General features: G+C 59.7%; 19 protein-coding genes. 6 read left to right on the top strand and 13 right to left on the bottom strand.

Annotated elements, in window-relative coordinates; genetic code table 11:
• Positions 1 to 138: 138 nt before the first annotated feature.
• The 8 genes from pheT to uvrA form a co-directional block, all read right to left on the bottom strand.
• Positions 139 to 2,667 carry a phenylalanine--tRNA ligase subunit beta gene (pheT, locus tag WM42_RS12775; RefSeq protein ID WP_062038942.1) on the bottom strand — a complete coding sequence of 843 codons (2,529 nt, stop codon included), beginning with the start codon at positions 2,665 to 2,667 and terminating at the stop codon, positions 139 to 141.
• Positions 2,668 to 2,703: 36 nt separating this feature from the next.
• Positions 2,704 to 3,750, bottom strand: coding sequence for a phenylalanine--tRNA ligase subunit alpha (pheS, locus tag WM42_RS12770; RefSeq protein ID WP_061922654.1), 1,047 nt, complete (start codon positions 3,748 to 3,750; stop codon positions 2,704 to 2,706).
• Positions 3,751 to 3,836: 86 nt separating this feature from the next.
• Entirely contained in the window at positions 3,837 to 4,637 is an 801-nt protein-coding gene (locus WM42_RS12765) for a TrmH family RNA methyltransferase (protein ID WP_062038939.1), read from the bottom strand.
• 151 nt (positions 4,638 to 4,788) lie between these two features.
• Positions 4,789 to 5,220, bottom strand: a complete 432-nt coding sequence (locus WM42_RS12760; RefSeq protein WP_062038936.1) for a TM2 domain-containing protein — start codon at positions 5,218 to 5,220, stop codon at positions 4,789 to 4,791.
• Between the two features lie 236 nt (positions 5,221 to 5,456).
• Positions 5,457 to 5,840 (bottom strand): 50S ribosomal protein L20, encoded by a 384-nt coding sequence (rplT, locus tag WM42_RS12755; protein WP_061922666.1) that lies wholly within the window; start codon positions 5,838 to 5,840, stop codon positions 5,457 to 5,459.
• 54 nt (positions 5,841 to 5,894) lie between these two features.
• Positions 5,895 to 6,089, bottom strand: coding sequence for a 50S ribosomal protein L35 (gene rpmI / locus WM42_RS12750; protein ID WP_046646844.1), 195 nt, complete (start codon positions 6,087 to 6,089; stop codon positions 5,895 to 5,897).
• A gap of 36 nt (positions 6,090 to 6,125) precedes the next feature.
• Positions 6,126 to 6,647 (bottom strand): translation initiation factor IF-3, encoded by a 522-nt coding sequence (infC, locus tag WM42_RS12745; RefSeq protein ID WP_082778602.1) that lies wholly within the window; start codon positions 6,645 to 6,647, stop codon positions 6,126 to 6,128.
• 304 nt (positions 6,648 to 6,951) lie between these two features.
• Positions 6,952 to 9,789: an excinuclease ABC subunit UvrA gene (gene uvrA / locus WM42_RS12740; protein ID WP_062038933.1), complete on the bottom strand. Its 2,838-nt coding sequence runs from the start codon at positions 9,787 to 9,789 to the stop codon at positions 6,952 to 6,954.
• A 112-nt stretch (positions 9,790 to 9,901) separates the two neighbouring features.
• On the opposite strand from uvrA, the gene WM42_RS12735 reads away from it, so the two are divergent.
• From WM42_RS12735 to WM42_RS12720, 4 genes are all read left to right on the top strand, one after another.
• Positions 9,902 to 10,504, top strand: coding sequence for an MBL fold metallo-hydrolase (locus WM42_RS12735; protein ID WP_061922676.1), 603 nt, complete (start codon positions 9,902 to 9,904; stop codon positions 10,502 to 10,504).
• A gap of 127 nt (positions 10,505 to 10,631) precedes the next feature.
• On the top strand, positions 10,632 to 11,549 hold the full coding sequence (locus tag WM42_RS12730; protein ID WP_062038930.1) for a DoxX family protein: 918 nt from the start codon (positions 10,632 to 10,634) through the stop codon (positions 11,547 to 11,549).
• Between the two features lie 87 nt (positions 11,550 to 11,636).
• The gene (locus tag WM42_RS12725) at positions 11,637 to 13,868 is read left to right on the top strand and encodes a HelD family protein (protein ID WP_062038927.1); all 2,232 of its coding nucleotides are present in this window, start codon (positions 11,637 to 11,639) and stop codon (positions 13,866 to 13,868) included.
• 10 nt (positions 13,869 to 13,878) lie between these two features.
• On the top strand, positions 13,879 to 14,943 hold the full coding sequence (locus tag WM42_RS12720) for an App1 family protein phosphatidate phosphatase (RefSeq protein ID WP_082787732.1): 1,065 nt from the start codon (positions 13,879 to 13,881) through the stop codon (positions 14,941 to 14,943).
• Positions 14,944 to 15,009: 66 nt separating this feature from the next.
• Here the strand turns inward: WM42_RS12720 and WM42_RS12715 are convergent, their stop codons facing one another.
• The 5 genes from WM42_RS12715 to rpsA form a co-directional block, all read right to left on the bottom strand.
• Positions 15,010 to 15,450, bottom strand: coding sequence for a universal stress protein (locus tag WM42_RS12715; RefSeq protein ID WP_061922687.1), 441 nt, complete (start codon positions 15,448 to 15,450; stop codon positions 15,010 to 15,012).
• A 191-nt stretch (positions 15,451 to 15,641) separates the two neighbouring features.
• A complete protein-coding gene (gene uvrB, locus WM42_RS12710) occupies positions 15,642 to 17,735 on the bottom strand; it encodes an excinuclease ABC subunit UvrB (protein ID WP_062038921.1) in 2,094 nt (697 codons plus the stop codon).
• An 18-nt stretch (positions 17,736 to 17,753) separates the two neighbouring features.
• Complete coding sequence (locus WM42_RS12705) at positions 17,754 to 18,116, bottom strand: DUF4259 domain-containing protein (protein ID WP_083306128.1); 363 nt, start codon at positions 18,114 to 18,116, stop codon at positions 17,754 to 17,756.
• Between the two features lie 69 nt (positions 18,117 to 18,185).
• The gene (coaE, locus tag WM42_RS12700; RefSeq protein ID WP_062038917.1) at positions 18,186 to 18,785 is read right to left on the bottom strand and encodes a dephospho-CoA kinase; all 600 of its coding nucleotides are present in this window, start codon (positions 18,783 to 18,785) and stop codon (positions 18,186 to 18,188) included.
• An 80-nt stretch (positions 18,786 to 18,865) separates the two neighbouring features.
• Positions 18,866 to 20,326: a 30S ribosomal protein S1 gene (gene rpsA / locus WM42_RS12695; protein ID WP_062038914.1), complete on the bottom strand. Its 1,461-nt coding sequence runs from the start codon at positions 20,324 to 20,326 to the stop codon at positions 18,866 to 18,868.
• Positions 20,327 to 20,566: 240 nt separating this feature from the next.
• On the opposite strand from rpsA, the gene WM42_RS12690 reads away from it, so the two are divergent.
• Positions 20,567 to 21,304, top strand: coding sequence for a class I SAM-dependent methyltransferase (locus tag WM42_RS12690; RefSeq protein WP_062038911.1), 738 nt, complete (start codon positions 20,567 to 20,569; stop codon positions 21,302 to 21,304).
• Positions 21,305 to 21,334: 30 nt separating this feature from the next.
• Positions 21,335 to 21,790 carry an RDD family protein gene (locus WM42_RS12685; protein ID WP_062038908.1) on the top strand — a complete coding sequence of 152 codons (456 nt, stop codon included), beginning with the start codon at positions 21,335 to 21,337 and terminating at the stop codon, positions 21,788 to 21,790.
• Positions 21,791 to 21,809: the final 19 nt, after the last annotated feature.

Raw genomic sequence — 21,809 nt, 5'->3', positions numbered from 1 at the left:
AAGTCACGTTCAATAGCGGGAGTAAGTCTAGCTCAGAAGGTTAAGGATTGATAAGAAAAGGCCGCGCAGCCACCCCATAGAAAAGGTGATCTGCGCGGCCCTTTTACGACGAGCTAGAGTTCGGCAGCTGAACCGAGCTTAAGCGCGCATCTGCGCACCCAAACGCTGCTCGGCCAACTTCGCTGCAGCCAGACGGTGTTCGTTGGCCTCCTCGTCAGTCAGCGTGCGGTCAGAGGCGCGGAAGATCAGCTGGAAGGCGAGTGACTTCTTGCTCTCACCCAGCTGCTCACCGCGGAAGACGTCGAAAAGCTCAACGCCCTCGAGCAGTTCGCCGGCGCCTTCTTCCACGACCTTACGCACGGACTCAGCAGGAGTGTCTTCGTCGACTACCAACGCGATGTCTTGGTGCAGTGCCGGGAATGCAGACAGAACCGGAGCCGGGAACATCTCCTCAGTAGGTAGCGCGTTTACATCCATCTCCATCGCGCAGGTGCGTGCCGGCAGGTTCAGTGCCTCGAGGATCTCTGGATGCAGCTCGCCTGCATGGCCCACGACGACGCTTTCACCATCGACGACAGCCTTGATCGCTGCACAACGGCCCGGGTGCCACGGCAGCTCGGAGGCAGCCTCTACCTCGATCTCTACGCCGGCCGCGCGAGCGACCAGGCGCGCAGACTCAATGGCATCGGCGTAGGTGTAGGCGCGACCCTTGCCCCATGGGCCCTCGTGCTCGACGTTGCCGGTAGCAACGGTAGCCACGTGCAGCGGCTGATGCGGAAGGGAGTCGCGCAGCTGCTGCACTGTAGCGTCGCTAGGACGCTGCGCAACGGAAGGCATCTCGGAAGCGTCCGCACGCTTGAAGGAAACCTGCTGCAGGCCGTACAACGCGAGGTCGTTACGGCCACGAGCAACGTTGCGTGCAACTGCTTCGAGCATGTTCGGCAGCAAGGTGGTGCTCAGAATCGCCTTGTCTGACTCGAGCGGGTTCTGCACGGAAACGGTCTTGCGGCGCTCGTCATCGCCTTCCAGGCCCCAGACATCGAAAGTGTTGTTGGCGATGAACGGCGAAGGCAGCACCTCAGCGTAGCCTGCATATGCCAGGCCGTGACCGATAGCGCGGCGACGCTTCTGAGCCGGGGTCAGACCACGGCCACCAAATGGGGTCGGCAGGATGGTCGGGATATCTTCCAAGCCCTCCAGACGCAGGACCTCCTCGATGAGATCAACGTCCATGGTGATGTCGGTGCGCCAGGTAGCCGGGGTAACCAGCAGGTTGTCACCGGACTCCTCAACCTCGCAGCCGACCTCTTGGAGACGGTTCACGATGGTCTCACCGCAGTATTCAACACCGGCGTACTCGCTCGGCTTGGTAGCGCGCATGGTGATCTGCTGCGGACGAGCGACCTCGCCGACCAGGGTACGGCCGGCCTCGATGGTTCCGCCAGCGATCTGTACGAGCAGTGCACAGGCGACGTCGAGTGCGACCTCAACGATGGCCGGATCTACGCCTCGCTCGAAGCGACGGGATGCCTCAGAAGACAGTTTGTGGCGGCGCGAGGTGCGAGCCACGGTGATGGAATCCCAGTTTGCGGCCTCGAAGTAGACGTTGGTGGTGCCGTTTTCGCCCTCGGTAATCTCCGAGCTCGTTCCGCCCATCACGCCGGCCAGGGACTGGATGCCGTTGTCGTCGCAGATGACTACATCCTCGGCGTCGAGGGTGCGCTCAACGTGGTCAAGGGTCTCGAACTTCTCCCCTGCCTGCGCGTTACGTACAACAAGGTCGCCAGAAATCTGATCGGCGTCGAAAGCGTGCATCGGCTGGCCGAGCAGCAGCATGACGTAGTTGGTTACGTCGGTTGCTGGGTTAACAGGGCGTTGGCCTGCCAGCATGAGCTCGCGCTCCATCCAGAACGGAGTGCGCGCGGTCGGGTCAATGCCAGTGACCTTCCGCAGGCCAAAGCGCTGTGCCTTGGTCTCCTCGCGCAGCTCAACATTGATGAGTGAGCCACTAGCCTCCGGCACGGCGCTGACATCGATGCCAGCAACGGAAGGGTCCTGCGCCGGGCACGCGTAATCGAGGCCGAAGGCCGAAGCAACCTCGCTGCCGAGGCCGCGCAGGGAAAGCGCGTAGCCACGGTCCGGAGTGATGTTGACGTCGAAGACAGTATCGTCCAGCCCCAAGAACGGACGGGCATCCTGGCCGACTTTGTCCGCGAACTCCTCGCCCAAGGTGATGATTCCATCGGACTTCTCAGCGATGCCCAACTCGGCCGCGGAGCACATCATGCCCGCAGAGATCTTGCCGTAGGTCTCACGTGCGGAGATCTTGAAGCCGCCTGGCAGCTCAGCACCTGGCAGGGAGACTACGACGTAGTCCCCCAAGCGGAAGTTGCGCGCACCACAAATAATGCCTTGGAGCTCGCCGGTGCCGTTAGCGTCGCCGACATTGATCTGGCAATAACGGATTGGCTTCTTGAAGCCCTCGAGCTCCTCGAAGGAGTCAACGTGGCCGATAACGAGCGGGCCGGTGATTTCTGGCAGGCCCTCGTAGCCCTCGGTCTCAAAGCCGACGCGAACGAAACCAGCGTCAAGTTCTTCCGGGGTGGCTGACCAGCCGGGATTTTTCGCGCCAAGCAACCTGGTTACCCAGCTCTGGGAAATAAGCATTGTGTCTAGATTCCTTCCTAATTGCGGGGTAAACGGTTATGCCTGGACGCCGAACGGCAGGGTGAAACGAACGTCGCCCTCGACCATGTCGCGCATATCGGTCAGGCCGTTGCGGAACTGCAGGGTGCGCTCTAGGCCCATGCCGAAAGCGAATCCGGTGTATTCCTCCGGGTCAACGCCTACTGCGCGCAGGACGTTCGGGTTGACCATGCCGCAGCCGCCCCACTCGATCCAACCGGCGCCGCCCTTCTTGTTCGGGAACCAGACGTCAACCTCAGCGGAAGGCTCGGTGAATGGGAAGTAGTTAGTGCGCATGCGCGTCTTGGTCTCTGGACCAAACAGCACCTTCGCCAGGTGATCCAGAGTGCCGCGCAGGTGTGCCATGGTAAGCCCCTTGTCCACTGCCAGGCCTTCGACCTGGTGGAAGACTGGGGTGTGGGTGGCATCGAGCTCGTCGGTGCGGAAGACACGGCCCGGGCAAGCGATGTAGAGCGGGACATCGCGGTCCAACATGGTGCGTACCTGCACCGGCGAGGTGTGCGTACGCAGAACCTGACGGGAGTCTTCCTTACCCACGTGGAAGGTATCCTGCAGGGTACGTGCCGGGTGGTCAGGCTTGAAGTTCAGGGCGTCGAAGTTAAAGTACTCCGCCTCAACCTCAGGACCCTCGGCAATCTCCCAGCCCATGCCAACAAAGATGTCGGCAATGCGCTCCGAAAGCGCGGTGATTGGGTGAAGCGCACCGGTCTGAGTGCGGGTGGTCGGAATGGTCACGTCGACGGTCTCTGCCGCCAGCTGCGCCTTCCGTGCCTCTGCTTCCAGCTGCTGCTGGACCTGAGCAAAGCGCTTTTCGACGCGCCCGCGGGCCATGTTGACGTTCTTGCCTGCGTCTTTGCGCTGATCCTTAGGCAGGCTACCCAACATGGTGCGTGCCTGTGGGATATAGCCCTGCTCGCCCAAGTGCTCGCGGCGAGCGGCAGCCAGCTCATCGAGGCTTGTAGCAGCGTCAAAAGCGGCTATGGCGGAATCGGCAGCCGCGCCCAGCGCGGCTTCGGTCAATTCGATCTGAGATGTGTCGGACACGTGCCTTGAAACCTTCTTCTTGCGCGAAAACTAACGGCGCTAATCATACCGTAGTGACCGTCACAAGAAGCCAGCAGGGGCACCAGCTAGCGGCTATGAGACTTCGCGGATTCGTAAAGGCAGATAGAAGCGGCGGTGGCGAGATTCAGCGACTCTGCGCGGCCCAAAATAGGAATGCGCACGCGCATGTCTGCCTCGTCGAGCAGCTCCCCTAGCCCGTGTGCCTCGTTGCCAAATAGCCACGCGGTGGGCTGGCTGAGATCTGCCTCGGCAAGGTCAACCTCGCCGTCGGCTGCCGTAGCAAGAATCTGCATGCCGGACTTGCGCAACTGCCCCAGGACGTCCTTGATGTTAGGGTCGCGCGCAACGGGAACGTGGAAGAGCGAACCTGCTGAGGAACGCGCCACCTTGCAGCCCAGGGGATCGACGGTCTCGCCGGCGAAGATGACGCCATCGGCGCCCATGGCGTCAGAAGTCCTGATCAAGGTACCCGCGTTGCCTGGCTCCGAGGTCAAGACCGGAACCGAGACCAGACGTGGTTTGGCGTTGAGAATCTTGCCCACTGACCACAGCACCGGCTTGCAGAGGGCAAATAGCCCGGTGGTGGTTGCGGTATCGGACATGTGGCGCGCTGCTTTATCCGTGATGGGATGGACGTAGACATCCATGTAGCCGGCAGCGGTGACGATGTCTGCGAAACGCTCAGCCGCTTTCTCGGTGACGAAGACATCGGTTGCGGCACCGGTGGACACCGCCGCGTCCACCGCATTTTCGCCCTCAATGATGAACTGCTTGGCCTTGCGCCTATTGGCTGCGCGGTGCAGCTTGACCGCATTAACGATGCGCGGGGTTCTCTCAGTAAAAGCAGATTCAAAGTCCAATTCCATAGACCCCAATCTAGCAGCGCATACGGCCGACACACCAACAGGATTAAGCCACACCCAAAAAGCATCAAAAGCCCCAGAAAACCACCAAACCCACCACAGCAAAAGCCGTAGTGGGCAAGTATTAGAGCGCGGGCTTTAAGTGAGCAAACGCTTAGCGACGCAGCGGAATACCGCGGCCATCGCGGTCGTAGCCGCCGGCACCAGCGATGATCATGATGAACTCGACGAATGCCCAGATCTCGAGGGCACCACCGATGAAAAAGCCGATGATCACGATGAGGGTCACAGCGGAAACCACGAAGGTAATCAGCTGTGCGATACCGCGGTTGGTCTTGCCCAAGTAGAAGTTGTGCGCGCCCAAGTAGCCGAAGAAGAAAGCCAGCAGCATTGCTGCAACCCAGGACTTCTGCTCGACGCCTGCTGGGTACTGCTGAACTGGGTAGGCCTGGCCGTACTGTGGCTGACCGCCCTGGTATGGAGCAGGCGCAGGGGCGTTGTTGTTGAACTGCTGCGGCTGCTGTCCAAACGGGTTCTGCGGCTGGTTGCCGTAGCCTTGAGGGTTTCCGTTGTTTGGATAGGTCATAGAAGGCTCCTGAGAAATGGGCAAAAGATGAAAGAAAAGGAGTACACGCCGGAAAAGTCCGCGCCGTGTGTCACAGACAAATTAGCACGAGCTAACTGCGACTTCCTAGATGGGTATAGATAACTGGGGAAAAATCCCCAAATACATAAAAGCTCCCCCTATCCTTTCACACCATAATTGACGGAAAGTAGTAGCGGGAGCTTTAAAAGTAATACGCTTTGCGCATACCTATTTAACTAGGCAGCCTTCGGAGCGTTGATGTCCTCCGGCAGAGCAGCCTTGGCTGCCTCGCACAGTGCGGAGAATGCCTCGAAGTCGTTGACTGCGAGCTCAGCGAGGATCTTGCGGTCAACCTCGATCTCAGCCAGGCGCAGGCCGTGGATGAGGCGGTTGTAGGTGATGTCGTTCATGCGGGCAGCGGCGTTGATGCGCTGGATCCACAACTTACGGAACTCAGACTTACGGGCGCGACGATCGCGGTAAGCGTAAGTCATGGAGTGCAGCCACTGCTCCTTAGCCTTACGGTACAGGCGGGAACGCTGGCCGCGGTAGCCCTTAGCGGACTTCAGAATCGCGCGACGCTTCTTCTTAGCGTTAACTGAGCGCTTTACTCGTGCCACAGTATTACTTCCTTATCTTGTGTGGGTCTAGTAAGTGGGTTGATTCGGCGCTAATTAGGAGCGGCCGAGCAGGCGCTTTACGCGCTTGACGTCGGAAGGTGCAACGTCCTTGGTGCCCTTGAGACGACGGGTCTGCTTGGATGGCTTGCCCTCCAGCAGGTGGCGGCGGCCAGCCTGCTCACGGCGCAGCTTGCCGGAACCGGTCACCTTGATGCGCTTGGCGGTGCCCTTGTGGGTCTTCTGCTTCATGAGAATTAAGTCCTTAGATCCTAAATGGAGTTTGGTCTACTTCTTGCCCTTGCGGACGGGTCCCAGAACCATGGTCATGTTGCGACCATCCTGCTTGGGGCGGGACTCGACGGAGCCGTACTCAGCGACATCCTCGGCGAGGCGCTCCAACAGGCGGAAACCAAGCTCCGGACGCGACTGCTCGCGGCCACGGAACATGATGGTTACCTTGACCTTGGAACCCTTCTCCAGGAAGCGCACCACGTTGCCCTTCTTGGTCTCATAATCGTGATCATCGATCTTCGGACGGAACTTCTGTTCCTTGACCACAGTCTGCTGTTGGTTCTTGCGGGCTTCGCGAGCCTTCTGAGCCTGCTCGTACTTAAACTTTCCGTAGTCCATGATCTTGGCTACGGGCGGCTTTGCATTAGGCGCAACCTCAACAAGATCAAGGTCTGCTTCATATGCAAGCTTGCGAGCATCATCAGTACGGACGATGCCCACCTGTTCACCACCGGGGCCAACTAGACGGACCTCGGGTACTCGGATGCGCTCATTGATGCGAGCTTCAGCGCTGATTGTGGTTCTCCTCGATTAAGGGGGTGGGTTAGTGATGTGCCTACCGAGACCACAAACGAAAAACCCGGTCTGCCATAAGGCAGCCGGGAGTTCTCACAAAAATGCCGAGGTATTAACCTCAACCCTTTTACCTTTATCCTTCGAACCAAATAGGTTCGCGGCTTCAGGTGGGAGAAACTCCGCTTGTGACCCGTGACCTCCTGGAGAAGGCCCTACGGGCGGTAGTGCTGATTAGTATAACCCCCACTTCCCGCAGAGCCAAATCGCCACGCGCAACTAACTACGCGCTCACTGCCAGAGGCGACTACAGGAGCTCCTTCAGGAACTGGCCTGTATAGGAGCCTTCCACCTTTGCGACATCTTCTGGAGTGCCCTCAGCTACGACGCGACCGCCGCCATTTCCGCCTTCGGGACCCATGTCCACGATCCAGTCAGCGGCCTTAATCACGTCAAGGTTGTGCTCGATGATAAGAACCGAGTTGCCCTTGTCCACCAGCCCTTGGATAACCAGCATGAGCTTGCGAATGTCCTCGAAGTGCAGGCCCGTGGTTGGCTCGTCCAAAATGTAGACGGTACGCCCCTTGGTGCGTTTTTGCAGCTCAGCAGCAAGCTTTACGCGCTGCGCCTCGCCGCCAGACAGCGTGGTGGCCGCTTGCCCCAGGCGAACATAACCCAGTCCGACGTCGACAAGCGTGGCGAGGTAACGGTGAATCGAGGTAATCGGCTCGAAGAACTCGGCGGCCTCGGAGATAGGCATGTTGAGAACCTCAGCGATGTTCTTGCCCTTGTAGAGGACCTCCAGGGTTTCACGGTTATAGCGCGCACCCTCACAGACCTCACACGGGACATAAACGTCCGGCAGGAAGTTCATCTCGATCTTCAACGTGCCGTCACCCTGGCAAGCCTCGCAGCGACCACCCTTGACGTTAAAGGAGAAACGGCCTGGCTTGTATCCGCGCACCTTTGCCTCTTGGGTCTCCGCAAAGAGGTTGCGGATCTTGTCGAATACACCGGTATAGGTAGCCGGGTTGGAACGCGGGGTACGGCCGATCGGGCTCTGGTCCACCTGCACCAGCTTGTCGAGGTGCTCGACGCCCTCGACGCGCTTGGCGCGGCCTGGCACCTGGCGCGCACGGTTGAGCTTGTTGGACAGAGTCTTGGCCAGAATCTGGTTGACCACCGTGGACTTGCCGGAACCCGATACACCGGTGATGCAGCAAAGCACGCCGAGCGGAATCTCAACGTCGATGCCCTTCAAGTTGTTTTCCCGAGCGCCGACTACCTTGAGCTTGCGTTCAGGGTCAATCTCACGACGCTTATCCGGCACCGCCAGCACACGCTTGCCAGACAGATACTGACCCGTAAGCGATTCTTCCTTATCCATGATGCCGGCGGGCTCACCTTGATAGACAACCTCGCCGCCGTACTCGCCGGCGCGCGGGCCAACATCAACAAGCCAGTCGGCCTCGCGGATGGTGTCTTCATCGTGCTCAACCACAATCAACGTATTGCCGATGTCACGGAGGCGCTTCAAAGTAGCGATGAGACGCTGATTGTCACGCTGGTGCAGACCAATGGAGGGCTCATCCAGCACATACAGCACGCCAGCCAGACCCGAACCAATCTGGGTTGCCAGGCGGATGCGCTGCGCCTCCCCACCAGAAAGCGTGGAAGCTCCACGATCCAAGGTGAGGTAATTCAGACCCACGTCGAGCAGGAATCGCAGGCGGGCCTGAATCTCCTTCAATACTGCGCCAGCGATAATTTCCTCGCGGTGCCCCAGTACCAGCGAGTCAAGGAACTCCGCGGCCTCTTCGATAGACAGCGCGGACAGCCCCGCAATGGACTTCTCGCCGTGCGCGGTGGAGGCAAGCCGCACAGCCAAGATCTCCGGGCGCAGGCGCGTGCCATTACAGGTATTGCAAGCCACCCGGCGGGTGTACTGCAGCAAGCGGTCCTTCTGCGACTCGGAATCGGCCTGCTCAAGCTTGCGCTCCAAGAAGCCGATCGCACCCTCAAAGGGAGCGGTCCAGTTGCGCTGCCTGCCGTAGCGGTTCTTATAGCGCACGTTTACTTCCACGTCGGTGCCATAAATCAGCGCATCGCGCTGCTGCTTTGTCAGCTGTGAAACCGGAGTCTGCGGATCAAAGCCCAACGTCTTACCAAGGCCCTCGACGAGTTTGACGAAGTAGCGCGAATTCGGGCTGGAATGCCACGGCTGGATGGCGTCGACTGCTGGAGCGTCAGGATCCGGAATCAGCAGATCTACGTCGACCTCAAGTCGGGTACCTAGACCGTCACATTCTGGACAGGAGCCGAAAGGCGCATTGAAGGAAAACGCACGCGGCTCGTATTCCTCGATGGTTAGGGTGTGACCATTGGGGCAGGCGGCCTTCTCCGAGTAGGTATGAGTGAGCTCGGGGCGATCGATGAAGTCGAGGGTAACGAGACCGTCTGACAGGCGGAGCGCAGTTTCGACAGAATCGGTCAGACGCTGCTTCTGTGAGGCCTTGACCTGCAAACGGTCCACCACCACGTCAATATCGTGCTTGATCTGCTTCTTCAGCGTCGGCGGCTCAGTTAATTGATAAACCTCGCCATCAACCCGCACGCGGGAGAAACCCTGAGATGCAAGATCGGCAAAGAGATCCACAAACTCGCCCTTGCGGTGTCGCACCACGGGAGCCAGGACCTGGAACTTTAGCTTTTCCTCGAGTTCAAGCACTGTGTCCACGATTTGCTGCGGGGTCTGACGCTCAATCACGGCGTCGCACTTCGGGCAATGCGGCGTGCCCGCGCGGGAGAATAAAAGGCGCAGATAGTCGTAGATCTCCGTGATGGTGCCCACCGTAGAACGCGGGTTGTGGTTGGTGGACTTCTGGTCAATTGAGACCGCGGGAGAAAGGCCATCAATGAATTCGACGTCAGGCTTGTCCATCTGACCTAGGAACATGCGGGCGTAGGAGCTCAGCGATTCAACATAACGCCGCTGGCCTTCCGCGAAGATAGTATCAAAAGCCAACGATGATTTACCGGAACCGGAAAGGCCGGTAAAGACCACCATCTTGTCGCGCGGCAGGTCGATATCGACGCCCTTGAGATTGTGCTCGCGAGCACCGCGTACGACCAAACGATCAGCCACTTATTGCCTCCTTTGTCAGCCTAGCTTCGCGCCCATCCTAGGTTCTGTTGGGGATAAGCAGCCAGACCAGTGAAAAATGTCTATCTCGAAATCTACCCGTAGGGTTGGACACATGAATAACGCACTAAAGCTCAAAAGTATTTCCGTGTCCGAGATGGACAACAACTGCTACCTCATCTGTGCCGGGGAAGAAGCACTGCTTGTCGACGCCGCGGATGACGCTCCCGCACTCCTCAACTTGGCCAAGGAAAACGGCGTCCGCATTAGCGCCGTGCTTACTACCCACCGCCACTGGGACCATGTCCGCGCCACTAAGGAAGTAATCAAAGCTACCGGCGCTACCCACTACGCCTCCTTCCTCGACTCCCCTGCGATGCCGGCGCCTGTCGACGTCGAGTTGAAGCAGGGAGACACACTGACTTTCGCAGGCCACGAATTCCCGGCGATTATTTTGCGCGGCCATACCCCAGGCGGCGTCGCCATCGCCGTCGATATCGATGGGACCACGAATCTCTTCGTGGGCGACAGCCTCTTCCCCGGCGGTGTGGGCCGCACCGATTCGGAAGGTGACTTTGTACGCCTTTATAAAGACGTCAACGAGCGCATCTTCGATGTCTACCCAGATTCCGCCATCGTGCGACCCGGCCACGGCAAATCCACCACTTTGGGTGAGGAGCGTCCAAAACTTGCTGAATGGTGGCAGCGCCGCTGGTAGATGCGACCTTTGTACACCAAGTGGTGGGTGGATAAGCACGGTTTCCACCCACAGCGGTCGGCGTTTTCCGTACACTGGTGAGAAGTTCATTACTTTACTCAATGAATCTCAACGAATGGAGTAACAAGTGATTCGTAAGTTTGCTCGCCCTATGCTGGCTTCTGTTTTTGTCTGGGACGGCGTCGATACCCTGCGTAACGCCTCCGACCACGTAGCCGAGACCGAGTCCGTTCTGCAGCGTCTGCGCAAGGTCGTCCCGGCACAGTACGCCGGTTACATCCCGAACGACCCAGAGCTGGCTGCCCGCGCAGTCGGCGGCCTGAAGGTCGGCGCCGGCTCCACCCTGGCGCTGGGCAAGGCACCGCGCACCTCCGCAGCAGTGTTGGCGCTTTCTACCCTGCCTAATCTCCTCGGCCGCAACGCCTTCTGGGAAGCAGAGGATTCTGAGGAGAAGAACAATCGCCGCAACGGTTTCATTACCAACACCGCTCTGCTTGGTGCACTGTTCATCGCTACCCAGGACACCGAGGGTAAGCCTTCCCTGGCATGGCGCGCATCCAAGTCCGCAGAGCGCACCAACAAGAAGATCCAGAAGGCTCTGCCGACCAAGTCCGAGCAGCAGAAGTTCGCTGATAACCTCTCCGACCGCGCCGATGAGTTCTCCACCAAGGCCAGCGATTGGTTCGAGGGCGCTAAGGAATACGTCGATGACAACAAGGATGACTGGCAGGCAACCGGCAAGGACCTGGTAGATTCCGCTCGCTCCTTCATCGAGGACAGCGCCGAGCAGGCAAAGAGCTTCATCGATGACAACAAGGATGACTGGCTGTCCACCGCCCAGGAAAACGCTGAGCTGGCTCGCAAAAAAGCTGTGAAGGCAGCTTCCAAGGCTCAGGAGCGCGCTGACTTCGCTCGCGCACAGGTTGATACCAAGGCCAACAAGCGTGCTGCCAAGAAGGCCTCCAAGCGCGCTGAGAAGCTGCAGAAGGAAGCTTCCAAGAAGCTCGACAAGGCAATCAACAAGTTCGGTGACCGCCTGAACTAAGCCTTTAACCTCCAACGGCCCAGCAAGGTATGCTGGGCCGTTGTCGTTTTTATCAATCTCTTCGCGTATTGAGGTGTATTAACCGTCGTGGCCTCCCCAGAACATAGCCCAAATCACCCGCAGAACGAGCAGGTAGCACAGGAGATTGCCGCTGAGCAGGCCTACGTTGACAGCCTCTTTTCAAGGCTGGACCACGAGGTCGCCCAAGCCAACGAACGCCTCAACGAGGTGCAGGCCGCAGTGGACCCGCACACGCCTGATGCGGATGCCCTAGTCCGCCGTGAAACGGAGTACCACGGCCTGCAAGCCAAGCTGGACCGTCTAAATCTCGCGCAGCTAGGCCTCGTCTTCGGCCGCATCGATATCGATGCCCCAGGCGATAATCCCACCGCAGAAGGCCTAGACCGCCGCTACATCGGCAGGATGGGCTTAGATGCCCGCGAAGAGGATTACCGCACTCTCCTGCTGGACTGGCGCGCGCCGATGGCACGTCCTTTCTACCTGGCCACCACTGCGCAGCCAGAGGGCGTTACGGTCCGCCGCCACATCCGTACCAAAGGCCGAACCGTAACTGATATCAACGATGAAGTTCTCTCCGGTGCTGGCGCGGCGGAAGAAACCGCGGGCGTCGCCAGTGAGTCCGCGCTCTATCACGCGTTGCAGCGTGCTCGCACCGGCCACATGGAATCCATCGTGGAGACCATTCAGCGCGAGCAAGACGAGATTATCCGCGATAGCACCCGCGGCGTACTCGTGGTCGAAGGTGGTCCCGGGACGGGCAAGACCGCAGTCGCTTTGCACCGCGTGGCCTATCTCCTCTACACCCATCGCGAGCAGCTGGCGGCCACGGGCGTGCTCATCGTCGGGCCTAATTCCACCTTCCTTGACTACATCTCGCGCGTCCTTCCAGAACTGGGTGAAACCGGCGTGGTTCTTTCCACCATCGGTGAGCTCTTCCCCGGCGTTCGCCCCACCCACCAAGAGTCTTTGGCCGCGCGCGAAATCAAAGGCTCGGAGGCGATGGTGGAAATTCTCGCAGCCGCGGTGAAGAACAACCAGACGCTTCCCGAAGGCCCGCGCCGCATTCGCGCGGAGCACTTGGAGCTGACCGTCGACCCCGCGATGATTAAGGCGGCCCGCACCCGCGCGCGTCGTTCGCGCAAGCCGCACAATGACGCGCAGGCGGCCTTCGCCGAACATCTCACGGAGTCACTCGCCCAGCAGATGGCTGAAAAGATTGGTGCCGACCCGCTAGGTGGCAAGAACCTGCTCTCGCGCGCGGACATCGACCAGCTCCACGATGACCTGGCGGAGGAACCACAAGTGCGCGAGCTCATCGACGAGTTCTGGCCTACCCTGGACCCGCGCGCAGTACTGGCGGATTTGCTATCTTCGCGTGCGCTTATCGACGCCGCGGCACCGGACTACGACACCGAGACCCGCGACGGCCTGTACCGCGTGCAGGGCGACGCGTGGGCGCCTTCCGACGCCGCGCTCCTCGACGAGCTCGCGGTACTCATCGGCATGCCGAATCCAGAGGAGGAAAAGGCTGCCGCGGATCAGGCCTGGCGCGAGCAAGTTGCCGACGCCGAAGACGCGCTCGACATCTTGTCCTCCTCCGATTCCACAGACAACGACGATGACATGTTCGACGCCGAGATCCTGTCTGCACACGACGTCATCGACGCTGAGACCCTTGCCCGCCGCCAGGAGGTGCGCGATAACCGCACCACCGCGCAACGTGCCCAGGAAGACTACACGTGGGCCTACGGCCACATCATCGTCGACGAGGCCCAGGAATTAAGTCCGATGGAATGGCGCATGCTCTTTCGCCGCAGCCCTTCGCGCTGGATGACGCTCGTGGGCGATACCGCGCAAACCGGAGCGCCCGCTGGCGTAGACGATTGGGCCGAAGCGCTTGAGCCCTTCGTGGCCCAGCGCTTCCGCCACCACAAGCTGACCGTGAACTACCGCACGCCGCAGCCGATTACCGAGCTGGCCAATTCCCTCCTCGAGCTCATTAACCCCGAGGCAGCTCCCGCCGTGGCGGTCCGCGACGGCGCGGAAGTCGTCTTCACCGCGCAGCCAGCAACGCACGCACCGGGGACTTTCACCGATGCCGACGGGCGATTGAACGCCGTCATCACGCGCGAGAACGTCGAGGAGATCAAGGGGCTCGAGTTCGACCACGTGGTGGTCGTTGACCCTGATGCCATCGTGGCCGCCTCGCCACAGGGCCTGCAAAATCTCTACGTTGCGCTCACGCGTGCGACACAGACGCTGACCTTGGCCGGCCGCTTCCAAGAGACTTTCCACTAGTCTGGTGGGCATGGCTTTATCTGACATCGCACGCAAAATTGAACGCGCCACAAATAAGGCGGCGCTAGAGCGCACCACCCGCAAAGGCTGGACGCCGGAACTTACGGGTTATGCCGGATACGGCAACACGGAATTCGTCCACGTCTTGGGCCGCGTGCTCATGCATGATCCAGCGGCCGAGGCCACGGAGACGTGGGCGCAGCGCGGTTACCGTCAGTTTTTCACGATTCAGGTAAACAACCTCGACGTCCGTGTCACGGTCAATGGCAAGACCGTCCACGGCCGGACCAATTACAACGGCTATATCGATATCTTGGTCCACGAGCATGGCCTAGGTGCCGGCTGGCACGAGGTCGTCATCGAGGCAGACGGCGCCGAGCCCATTACCTCCGAGGTGCTCATCGTTTCTGAGGACTCTCCGCTGGGCGTCGTCAGCGATATCGATGACACCGTCATGGTGACGTGGTTGCCGCGTGCGATGACTGCGGCCTGGAACTCTTGGGTCAAGCGCACCAACACCCGCCAGCCGGTTGAAGGCATGGCGCGCTTCTATCAGCAGTTGCAGGAACAGCACCCGGAGATGCCTTTCATTTATCTGTCCACCGGCGCGTGGAATACCTACGACACCTTGGTCAGCTTCATGGAGCACAACGGCTTCCCGCGTGGTCCACTCCTGCTGACTGACTGGGGCCCTACCCCCACCGGGCTTTTCCGAAACGGCCAGGAGCACAAGCGCGTGCAGCTGCGTAACCTCTTTATCGCTTTCCCATGGATGAAGTGGCTGCTCATCGGTGACGATGGCCAGCACGATTCGCTCACCTACGGTGATGCCGCGAACGAGCACCCAGACCGCGTGGCCGCGGTGGCCATCCGCAACCTTTCGCCGCAGGAGCAGTTGCTCTCCCACGGTTCACTGGGCCCGCTTGCCGACGCCAACGAGGAAGGCTCGTTTAGCATCCCCCTCATCCAGGGCGGGGATGGGTCGGAGCTCGCCGCACAGATGCACAAGATTTCGGCGGAGCTTGAGGCTGAGGCGTTTGCAAAGGACGCACCGGAGACCGACGACGTCGAGTAGCACAAGCGAAAAGCCCAGTCAGATTCCCCGCGAGGGAATCTGACTGGGCTTTCTTAAAGCGAGAAATTAGCTCACGGTGTGAACAATCATGACGTCGCAGTCAGACTGGCGAGCGACGTCAGCCGGTACGGACCCCAGCAGGCGGCCGGTCAGGGAGTTGATGCCGCGGTTACCAACGACGAGCAGCTCAGCCTGATTGTCATTAACGATGGACATCAGAGCCTGGACCGGGGTGCCCGGGCGGACGGCGGTCTCTACCTTGGTGGCACCGAACTTCTCAGCGTGCTCCTTGCCGGTGGTGAGGTTAGCCTCTGCCTTCTGGTCACCCAGAATGGTCACGGAATCTTGGCGCAGGGTCTTGGAAGCCTGCTCCTGGTTCTCGTAATAAGCGCAACCGATGATAAGAGTTGCATCGAATGCGGCGGCGATCTTAGCGGCGCGCTCCACTGCCAGGAGGGAGGACTTGGAACCGTCAGTGCCGACCACGATCTTCTTGTAATCGCTCATGATGACCTTTCTTCAGGGGCCTTATACCCCAAATGATGATGCAGAATGTGCAAATTGCTAATCCTTATAAAGGCGCAAACGTAAGTTTAACAACTTTGTGACCTGTCCGTTGCGCAACGTGGCATTTTATACCCCGAATGGAAAGTGCTGTTTTTCTCACTTTTGGCGCCGTTTGTCGTCACCGCAGCACGCTAGATTCCCGCCTCTTTCAGGCCACGCATTTCCTTCTTCAAATCGGCAATTTCGTCACGCAAACGACCCGCCAATTCGAACTTCAACTCGCGGGCCGCAGCCCCCATTTGGGCGGTGAGGTCGTCGATAAGCTTTTGCACTTCGTCGGCAGCCATGCTCGAAACGTCGGGTTTGTCCACCATCGCCGCTGGGTCGGCGGAGTCCTGCTCTTCCCCATCGGATTCGTAGACCTGGTCCAAGATGTCCGCAATCTTCTTGCGCAGCGGCTGCGGGTCGATGCCGTGTTCCTTGTTATAGGCAATCTGCTTTTCACGGCGGCGCTCGGTCTCATCAATGGCCTCTTGCATGGACTCGGTGATTTTGTCCGCGTACATGATGACCTCGCCCGAGACATTTCGAGCCGCACGGCCGATAGTCTGGATGAGCGAGGTGGTCGAGCGCAGGAAGCCCTCCTTGTCCGCATCCAGGATGGCCACCAGAGAGACCTCCGGAAGGTCAAGGCCCTCGCGCAGGAGGTTGATGCCCACGAGGACGTCGTATTCACCAAGGCGCAACTGACGCAGCAGCTCCACGCGCTGTAGGGTGTCGATGTCCGAATGTAAGTAACGGACCTTGACGCCGTGTTCCAAGAGATAGTCGGTGAGGTCCTCGGCCATGCGCTTGGTCAGGGTGGTAACGAGCACGCGTTCCTGCTTTGCGGTCCGGGTGCGGATCTCGTCGATGAGATCGTCGATCTGCCCCTTGGTGGGCTTGACCGTCACCTTTGGGTCGATCAGGCCGGTTGGGCGAATGACCTGCTCGACATACTCGCCCTGGGAGGCAGTCAGCTCGTAGTTGCCCGGAGTAGCAGACATATAGACGGTCTGGCCCACACGCTCTTCGAACTCGTCAAAGGTCAGCGGGCGGTTATCCGTGGCCGAAGGAAGGCGGAAGCCAAACTCCACGAGGTTGCGCTTGCGCGACATATCGCCTTCAAACATGCCGCCGATCTGCGGAACCGTCACGTGGGACTCGTCGATGATGGTCAGGAAGTCCTGCGGGAAGTAATCCAGCAGCGTGGCCGGCGCAGAACCTGCCGGGCGGCCGTCGATATGGCGGGAGTAGTTCTCGATGCCTGAGCAAAAGCCCACCTGCTCGATCATCTCGAGGTCATACTCGGTGCGCATGCGCAGGCGCTGGGCTTCGAGCAGCTTGCCGCGATTTTCTAGATCCTCCAGGCGCTCAGCCAGCTCCGCCTTGATGTCTTCCACAGCCTTGGCCATGCGCTCCGGACCCGCCACGTAGTGCGTCGCCGGGAAGATGCGCACCTCGTCGACGCGTTCTAAGACGTCACCGGTCAGCGGGTGGATGTAGTAAAGCTCATCGACATCGTCGCCGAAGAACTCAATGCGCACCGCACGCTCCTCATATGCCGGAATAATATCCACGGTATCGCCTTTGACACGGAAGGTACCGCGGGTAAAGCCGACGTCGTTGCGCTCGTATTGGATATCTACCAAAAGGCGCAGGAAGCGGTCGCGGTCGATCTCCTCGCCTTCCTCAATGACCACCGAGCGGTCCAGGTAGGACTGCGGGGTACCCAAGCCGTAAATGCACGAAACGGAGGAAACTACGACGACGTCGCGGCGGGACAGCAGCGACGAAGTGGCAGAGTGACGTAGGCGCTCGACGTCCTCGTTGATGGAGGAATCCTTCTCGATGTAGGTATCGGTCTGCGCGATATAGGCCTCGGGCTGGTAGTAGTCATAGTAAGAGACGAAGTACTCCACGGCGTTATGCGGCAGGAGCTGGCGCAGCTCGTTAGCAAGCTGTGCCGCCAGGGTCTTGTTCGGTGCCATTACCAGCGTGGGGCGCTGCTGTTGCTCAATCAGCCAGGCCGCCGTTGCCGACTTACCGGTACCGGTAGCGCCCATGAGCACGACGTCGCTTTCGCCACGGCGCAGGCGCGCGTCTAGCTCCGCGATAGCGGAGGGCTGGTCTCCGGAGGGTTCAAACTCTGATTCCACCTTGAATTCGGCGGAGCGACGCTCCACCTCGCTCACTGGGCGATGCTCAGAGACCGGCAAAATTGGATGTTCCGCTGCAAATGCCATGCCCGCAAGTCTAGCGTTTTAGGGCAATGCAGCGCGCACAGCCATAATCCACGTCTCTAGCTCGCCGGTGGGTTCCCACAGTGCGTACACGGAAGAGGTATCCGGGTCGAGGGTGGCGTTAATCTGCTTGCGCAACCACGCCCGCGACTGCGGCTTGTAGAGCGCGTTGATGCTTTCTGCGCTAATACCCTGGGGCAAATGTTCAGGTGAAGTCTTGGCCAACATGCCAAGGGCAATGACCACCTCGGCCTCGTCGACGTCGAGCGGCGGGGCGGCGCACATGCGCTTGAAACGTTCGAAATCGAAGGAGCCATCACGAATGGCGGCGAGCAGGTCGCACGCCGCGTGATTATCGAAAGGTCCTACATCCCACGTTCCCATAGATTGGGACAATAGGAAAGGAAAGTGAACGTAGCTAAAGCGCAGCGTTAACATTCATCGCTACAAAATTTAAATTTTCGCGTCGAGGGCCGCCACCAGTCGCTCTACTTGCGGCACCAAATCCTCGCGCGCACCGTTGTTGTCGATGACGAAATCCGCTGCGGCCAGGCGCTCCTCATCCGGGATCTGTGCCGCTATCCGACGCCGCGCGTCATCCTCGTCCAAGCCCCGGAACTCGACGAGGCGGCGCACGCGCTCCTTAACAGCGACGTCGACCACGACCGTATAGTCCATGTCGCGGTGCAGGCCTTTATCCACCAACAAAGGCATGTCATAGACGGTAAAAGCTTCACCGCGTTTGCGGGCCTGCGCGAAACGGGATTCGGTCTCAGCCGCAATGCGCGGGTGGGTGATTTCGTTGAGGCGCGCGGTAGAGGCGGCGTCGCCAAACGCGCGCTTAGCCAACAAGCCTCGATTCAAGCTGCCATCCGCCTGGAGGATGTCGGAACCGAAAGATTCTGCCAGCTCCGCTAGGGCGGGCTGGCCCGGCTCGACGATGTCACGCGCAATCTGATCTGCGTCCACCACGTTCCAGCCGCGTTCTGCCAAAAGCTCGGCCACGGTGGACTTGCCGCTTCCTATGCCACCGGTTAAACCAATCAGTTTCATAGTTGGCCAGGGTACGCGAAAAGGCCGCACCCCGCGCTTGGAAGCAAACGGAGGATGCGGCCTTTATGAGCTAGCTGGGATTAGTTGCCAGCGAGCTTGTCGCGCAGAGCAGCAAGCTGCTCGTCGGAAGCCAGGGAGCCGCCAACCTCAGCCGAAGCCTCGGATGCCGGAGCTGCATCGTTGGACTCGGAGGAGTAGTTGGAGGACTCGTTAGCCTCTGCAGCCTCAGCGGCTGCGGCACGGTTGCGCTCGATCTGAGCGGTGTGCAGGTTGAAGCGACGCTCGGACTCTGCGTAGCGTGCCTCCCAAGCCTGACGCTGCTCGTCGTAGCCCTCGAGCCACTCGTTGGTCTCTGGGTCGAAGCCCTCTGGGAAGACGTAGTTGCCCTGCTCGTCGTAGGAGTCAGCCATGCCGTACTTGGACGGATCGAACTCTTCGGTGTAGTCCTCGTCTGCCTGCTTAACGGACAGGGAGATACGACGACGCTCGAGATCGATGTCGATGACCTTGACCATAACTTCCTGGCCAACGGTGACAACCTGGTCCGGAACCTCGACGTGGCGCTGAGCCAGCTCGGAGATGTGAACCAGGCCCTCGATGCCCTCTTCGACGCGAACGAATGCGCCGAACGGAACGAGCTTGGTGACCTTGCCCGGGACGATTTGGCCCACAGCGTGGGTGCGGGCGAATACGCGCCACGGATCTTCCTGGGTAGCCTTCAGGGACAGGGAGACGCGCTCGCGGTCGAGATCAACGTCGAGAACCTCAACGGTGACCTCGTCACCGACGGTGACAACCTCAGATGGGTGATCGATGTGCTTCCAGGACAGCTCGGAAACGTGAACCAGGCCGTCGACACCGCCGAGATCGACGAATGCGCCGAAGTTGACGATGGAGGAAACAACGCCCTTGCGGACCTGGCCCTTCTGCAGCTGGTGCAGGAACTCGGAGCGAACCTCAGACTGGGTCTGCTCGAGGAATGCACGGCGGGACAGGACGACGTTGTTACGCTGCTTGTCCAGCTCGATGATCTTTGCTTCCAGCTCCTGACCGATGTACGGCTCCAGGTCGCGGACGCGACGCATCTCGACGAGGGAAGCAGGCAGGAAGCCACGCAGACCGATGTCCAGGATGAGGCCACCCTTGACAACCTCGATAACGGTACCGGTAACTGGCTCTTCCTTGGCGTGCAGCTCCTCGACTGCACCCCAAGCACGCTCGTACTGTGCGCGCTTCTTGGACAGGATCAGACGGCCTTCCTTGTCCTCCTTGGTGAGAACGAGTGCGTCGATCTGATCGCCGACCTCGACGACCTCATCTGGGTCGACGTCGTGCTTGATGGACAGCTCGCGGGATGGGATGACGCCTTCGGTCTTGTATCCGATGTCGAGCAGGACCTCGTCGTGGTCAACCTTGACCACGGTACCCTCGACGATGTCACCATCGTTGAAGTACTTGATGGTGGCGTCAACGGCAGCGAGGAAGTCCTCAGCGGTTCCGATGTCGTTGATCGCAACCTGAGGGGTGTTAGAAGTTGGCATATGTAGAAATGCTCCGAATTGATGTAGGAGATCGTAAATGGACAGTTACGCGTCTCTCGAAAAGCGTCTCTAAACAGGCAAAATAGCGATAGTTTAGGATGGATTCCGATCCCGACGTGACGATGTATAAAGCCCTCCTACGGAAGCCTTAGTCAACCCACGGCATAGACACGCCCGTGCAATACTACATCCGCGCAGCTAAAACGGCAAATACTTCAATTTTTCAAAAGGACTTCATCCATGCAGACTCCCTCCCGCGCGAACCAATCCTTTTGGGACAACGATGCCGCGGCCTATCATGCCGCGCATCCGAGATATCTTTCCTCCTTTTATTGGTGCCCGGAGATGCTGCACGAGGCTGACGCACACCTGCTTGGCGACGCCGCCTTCCTCGCCGCCGCGCGCGTGCTCGAGATTGGCTGTGGTTCAGCGCCTTGTACCGCGTGGTTGCAGGATAAGGCGGGCTTTGCCACCGGCTTCGATATCTCACGCGGCATGCTCTCCCACGCGCCGAGCGGCCTGCCGCTAGTACAGGCAGATGCCCTGGTGCTGCCTTATGCCGACGAGTCCTTCGACATCGCCTTTTCCGCTTTCGGCGCTTTCCCTTTTATTGCTGACTTAGCCGCGGCGCTCGCGGAGGTCCGCCGCGTGTTGCGCCCGGGCGGGCGCTTGGTCATCTCCGCTACTCACCCGATGCGCTGGATTTTCCCCGATGACCCGTTAAACCTCACCGCTGAGCTCTCCTACTTCGACCGTGCCTACTTAGAGCACGACGCTGATGGCAACTTAAGCTACGCGGAGTTCCACCGCACACTGGGCGACTGGGTGCGCGCGCTACAAACCCGCGGCGGTTTTCTCATCGAGGACGTCCTCGAGCCGGAGTGGCCACAAGACCTCGACATCACCTGGGGCCAGTGGTCGCGCGAGCGCGGCGAAATCTTCCCCGGCAGCATTATTTTTATCTGCACCGCCGTTTAGTAGCAATCGACTATGAGTAATCTATAGCGCATGGATTTTTTGGCTAAAGAGCACCTAGGCATCACCCTCCGCCGCGTCGTGGCGTGGTGGATTGATGCCTTCCTCGCCGCCGCCATCATCATGGTGGTGCGGTGGACCATCAACACGCTTTTCGACGCCCCCATCACCGGCCACGCCGCCGCCATCTACGACATCGCGGCCCTTGCCGGAGTGTTCTACCTCTACCGCGTTATCTGTGAGGCACGCAAGCGCACCTCGCTGGGCAAATGGTCGCTGCAGTTGCACGTCATCACTGACAAGCCCGGCTGGTGGTCGGCCGCGCTGCGCAATAGCTGGATTCTTCTCACGCTCATCTCTTTGACCGGCGTGCCACACGTGGAGGCAGTAGTTCTCGGCGTGTTGGGAATATCGGTTTTGGCAGCGGGCCAAACGCCTTTCGACATGCTGGCTAATTGCCTAGTCGAGCGCCGCCCACTGCCTTTCTAGCTTCGCCTTCGCGTAGGCC

Origin of the sequence: Corynebacterium simulans, assembly GCF_001586215.1 — a bacterium.
Lineage (GTDB): Bacteria > Actinomycetota > Actinomycetes > Mycobacteriales > Mycobacteriaceae > Corynebacterium > Corynebacterium simulans.
This window is presented reverse-complemented; position numbering and strand designations above follow the sequence as displayed.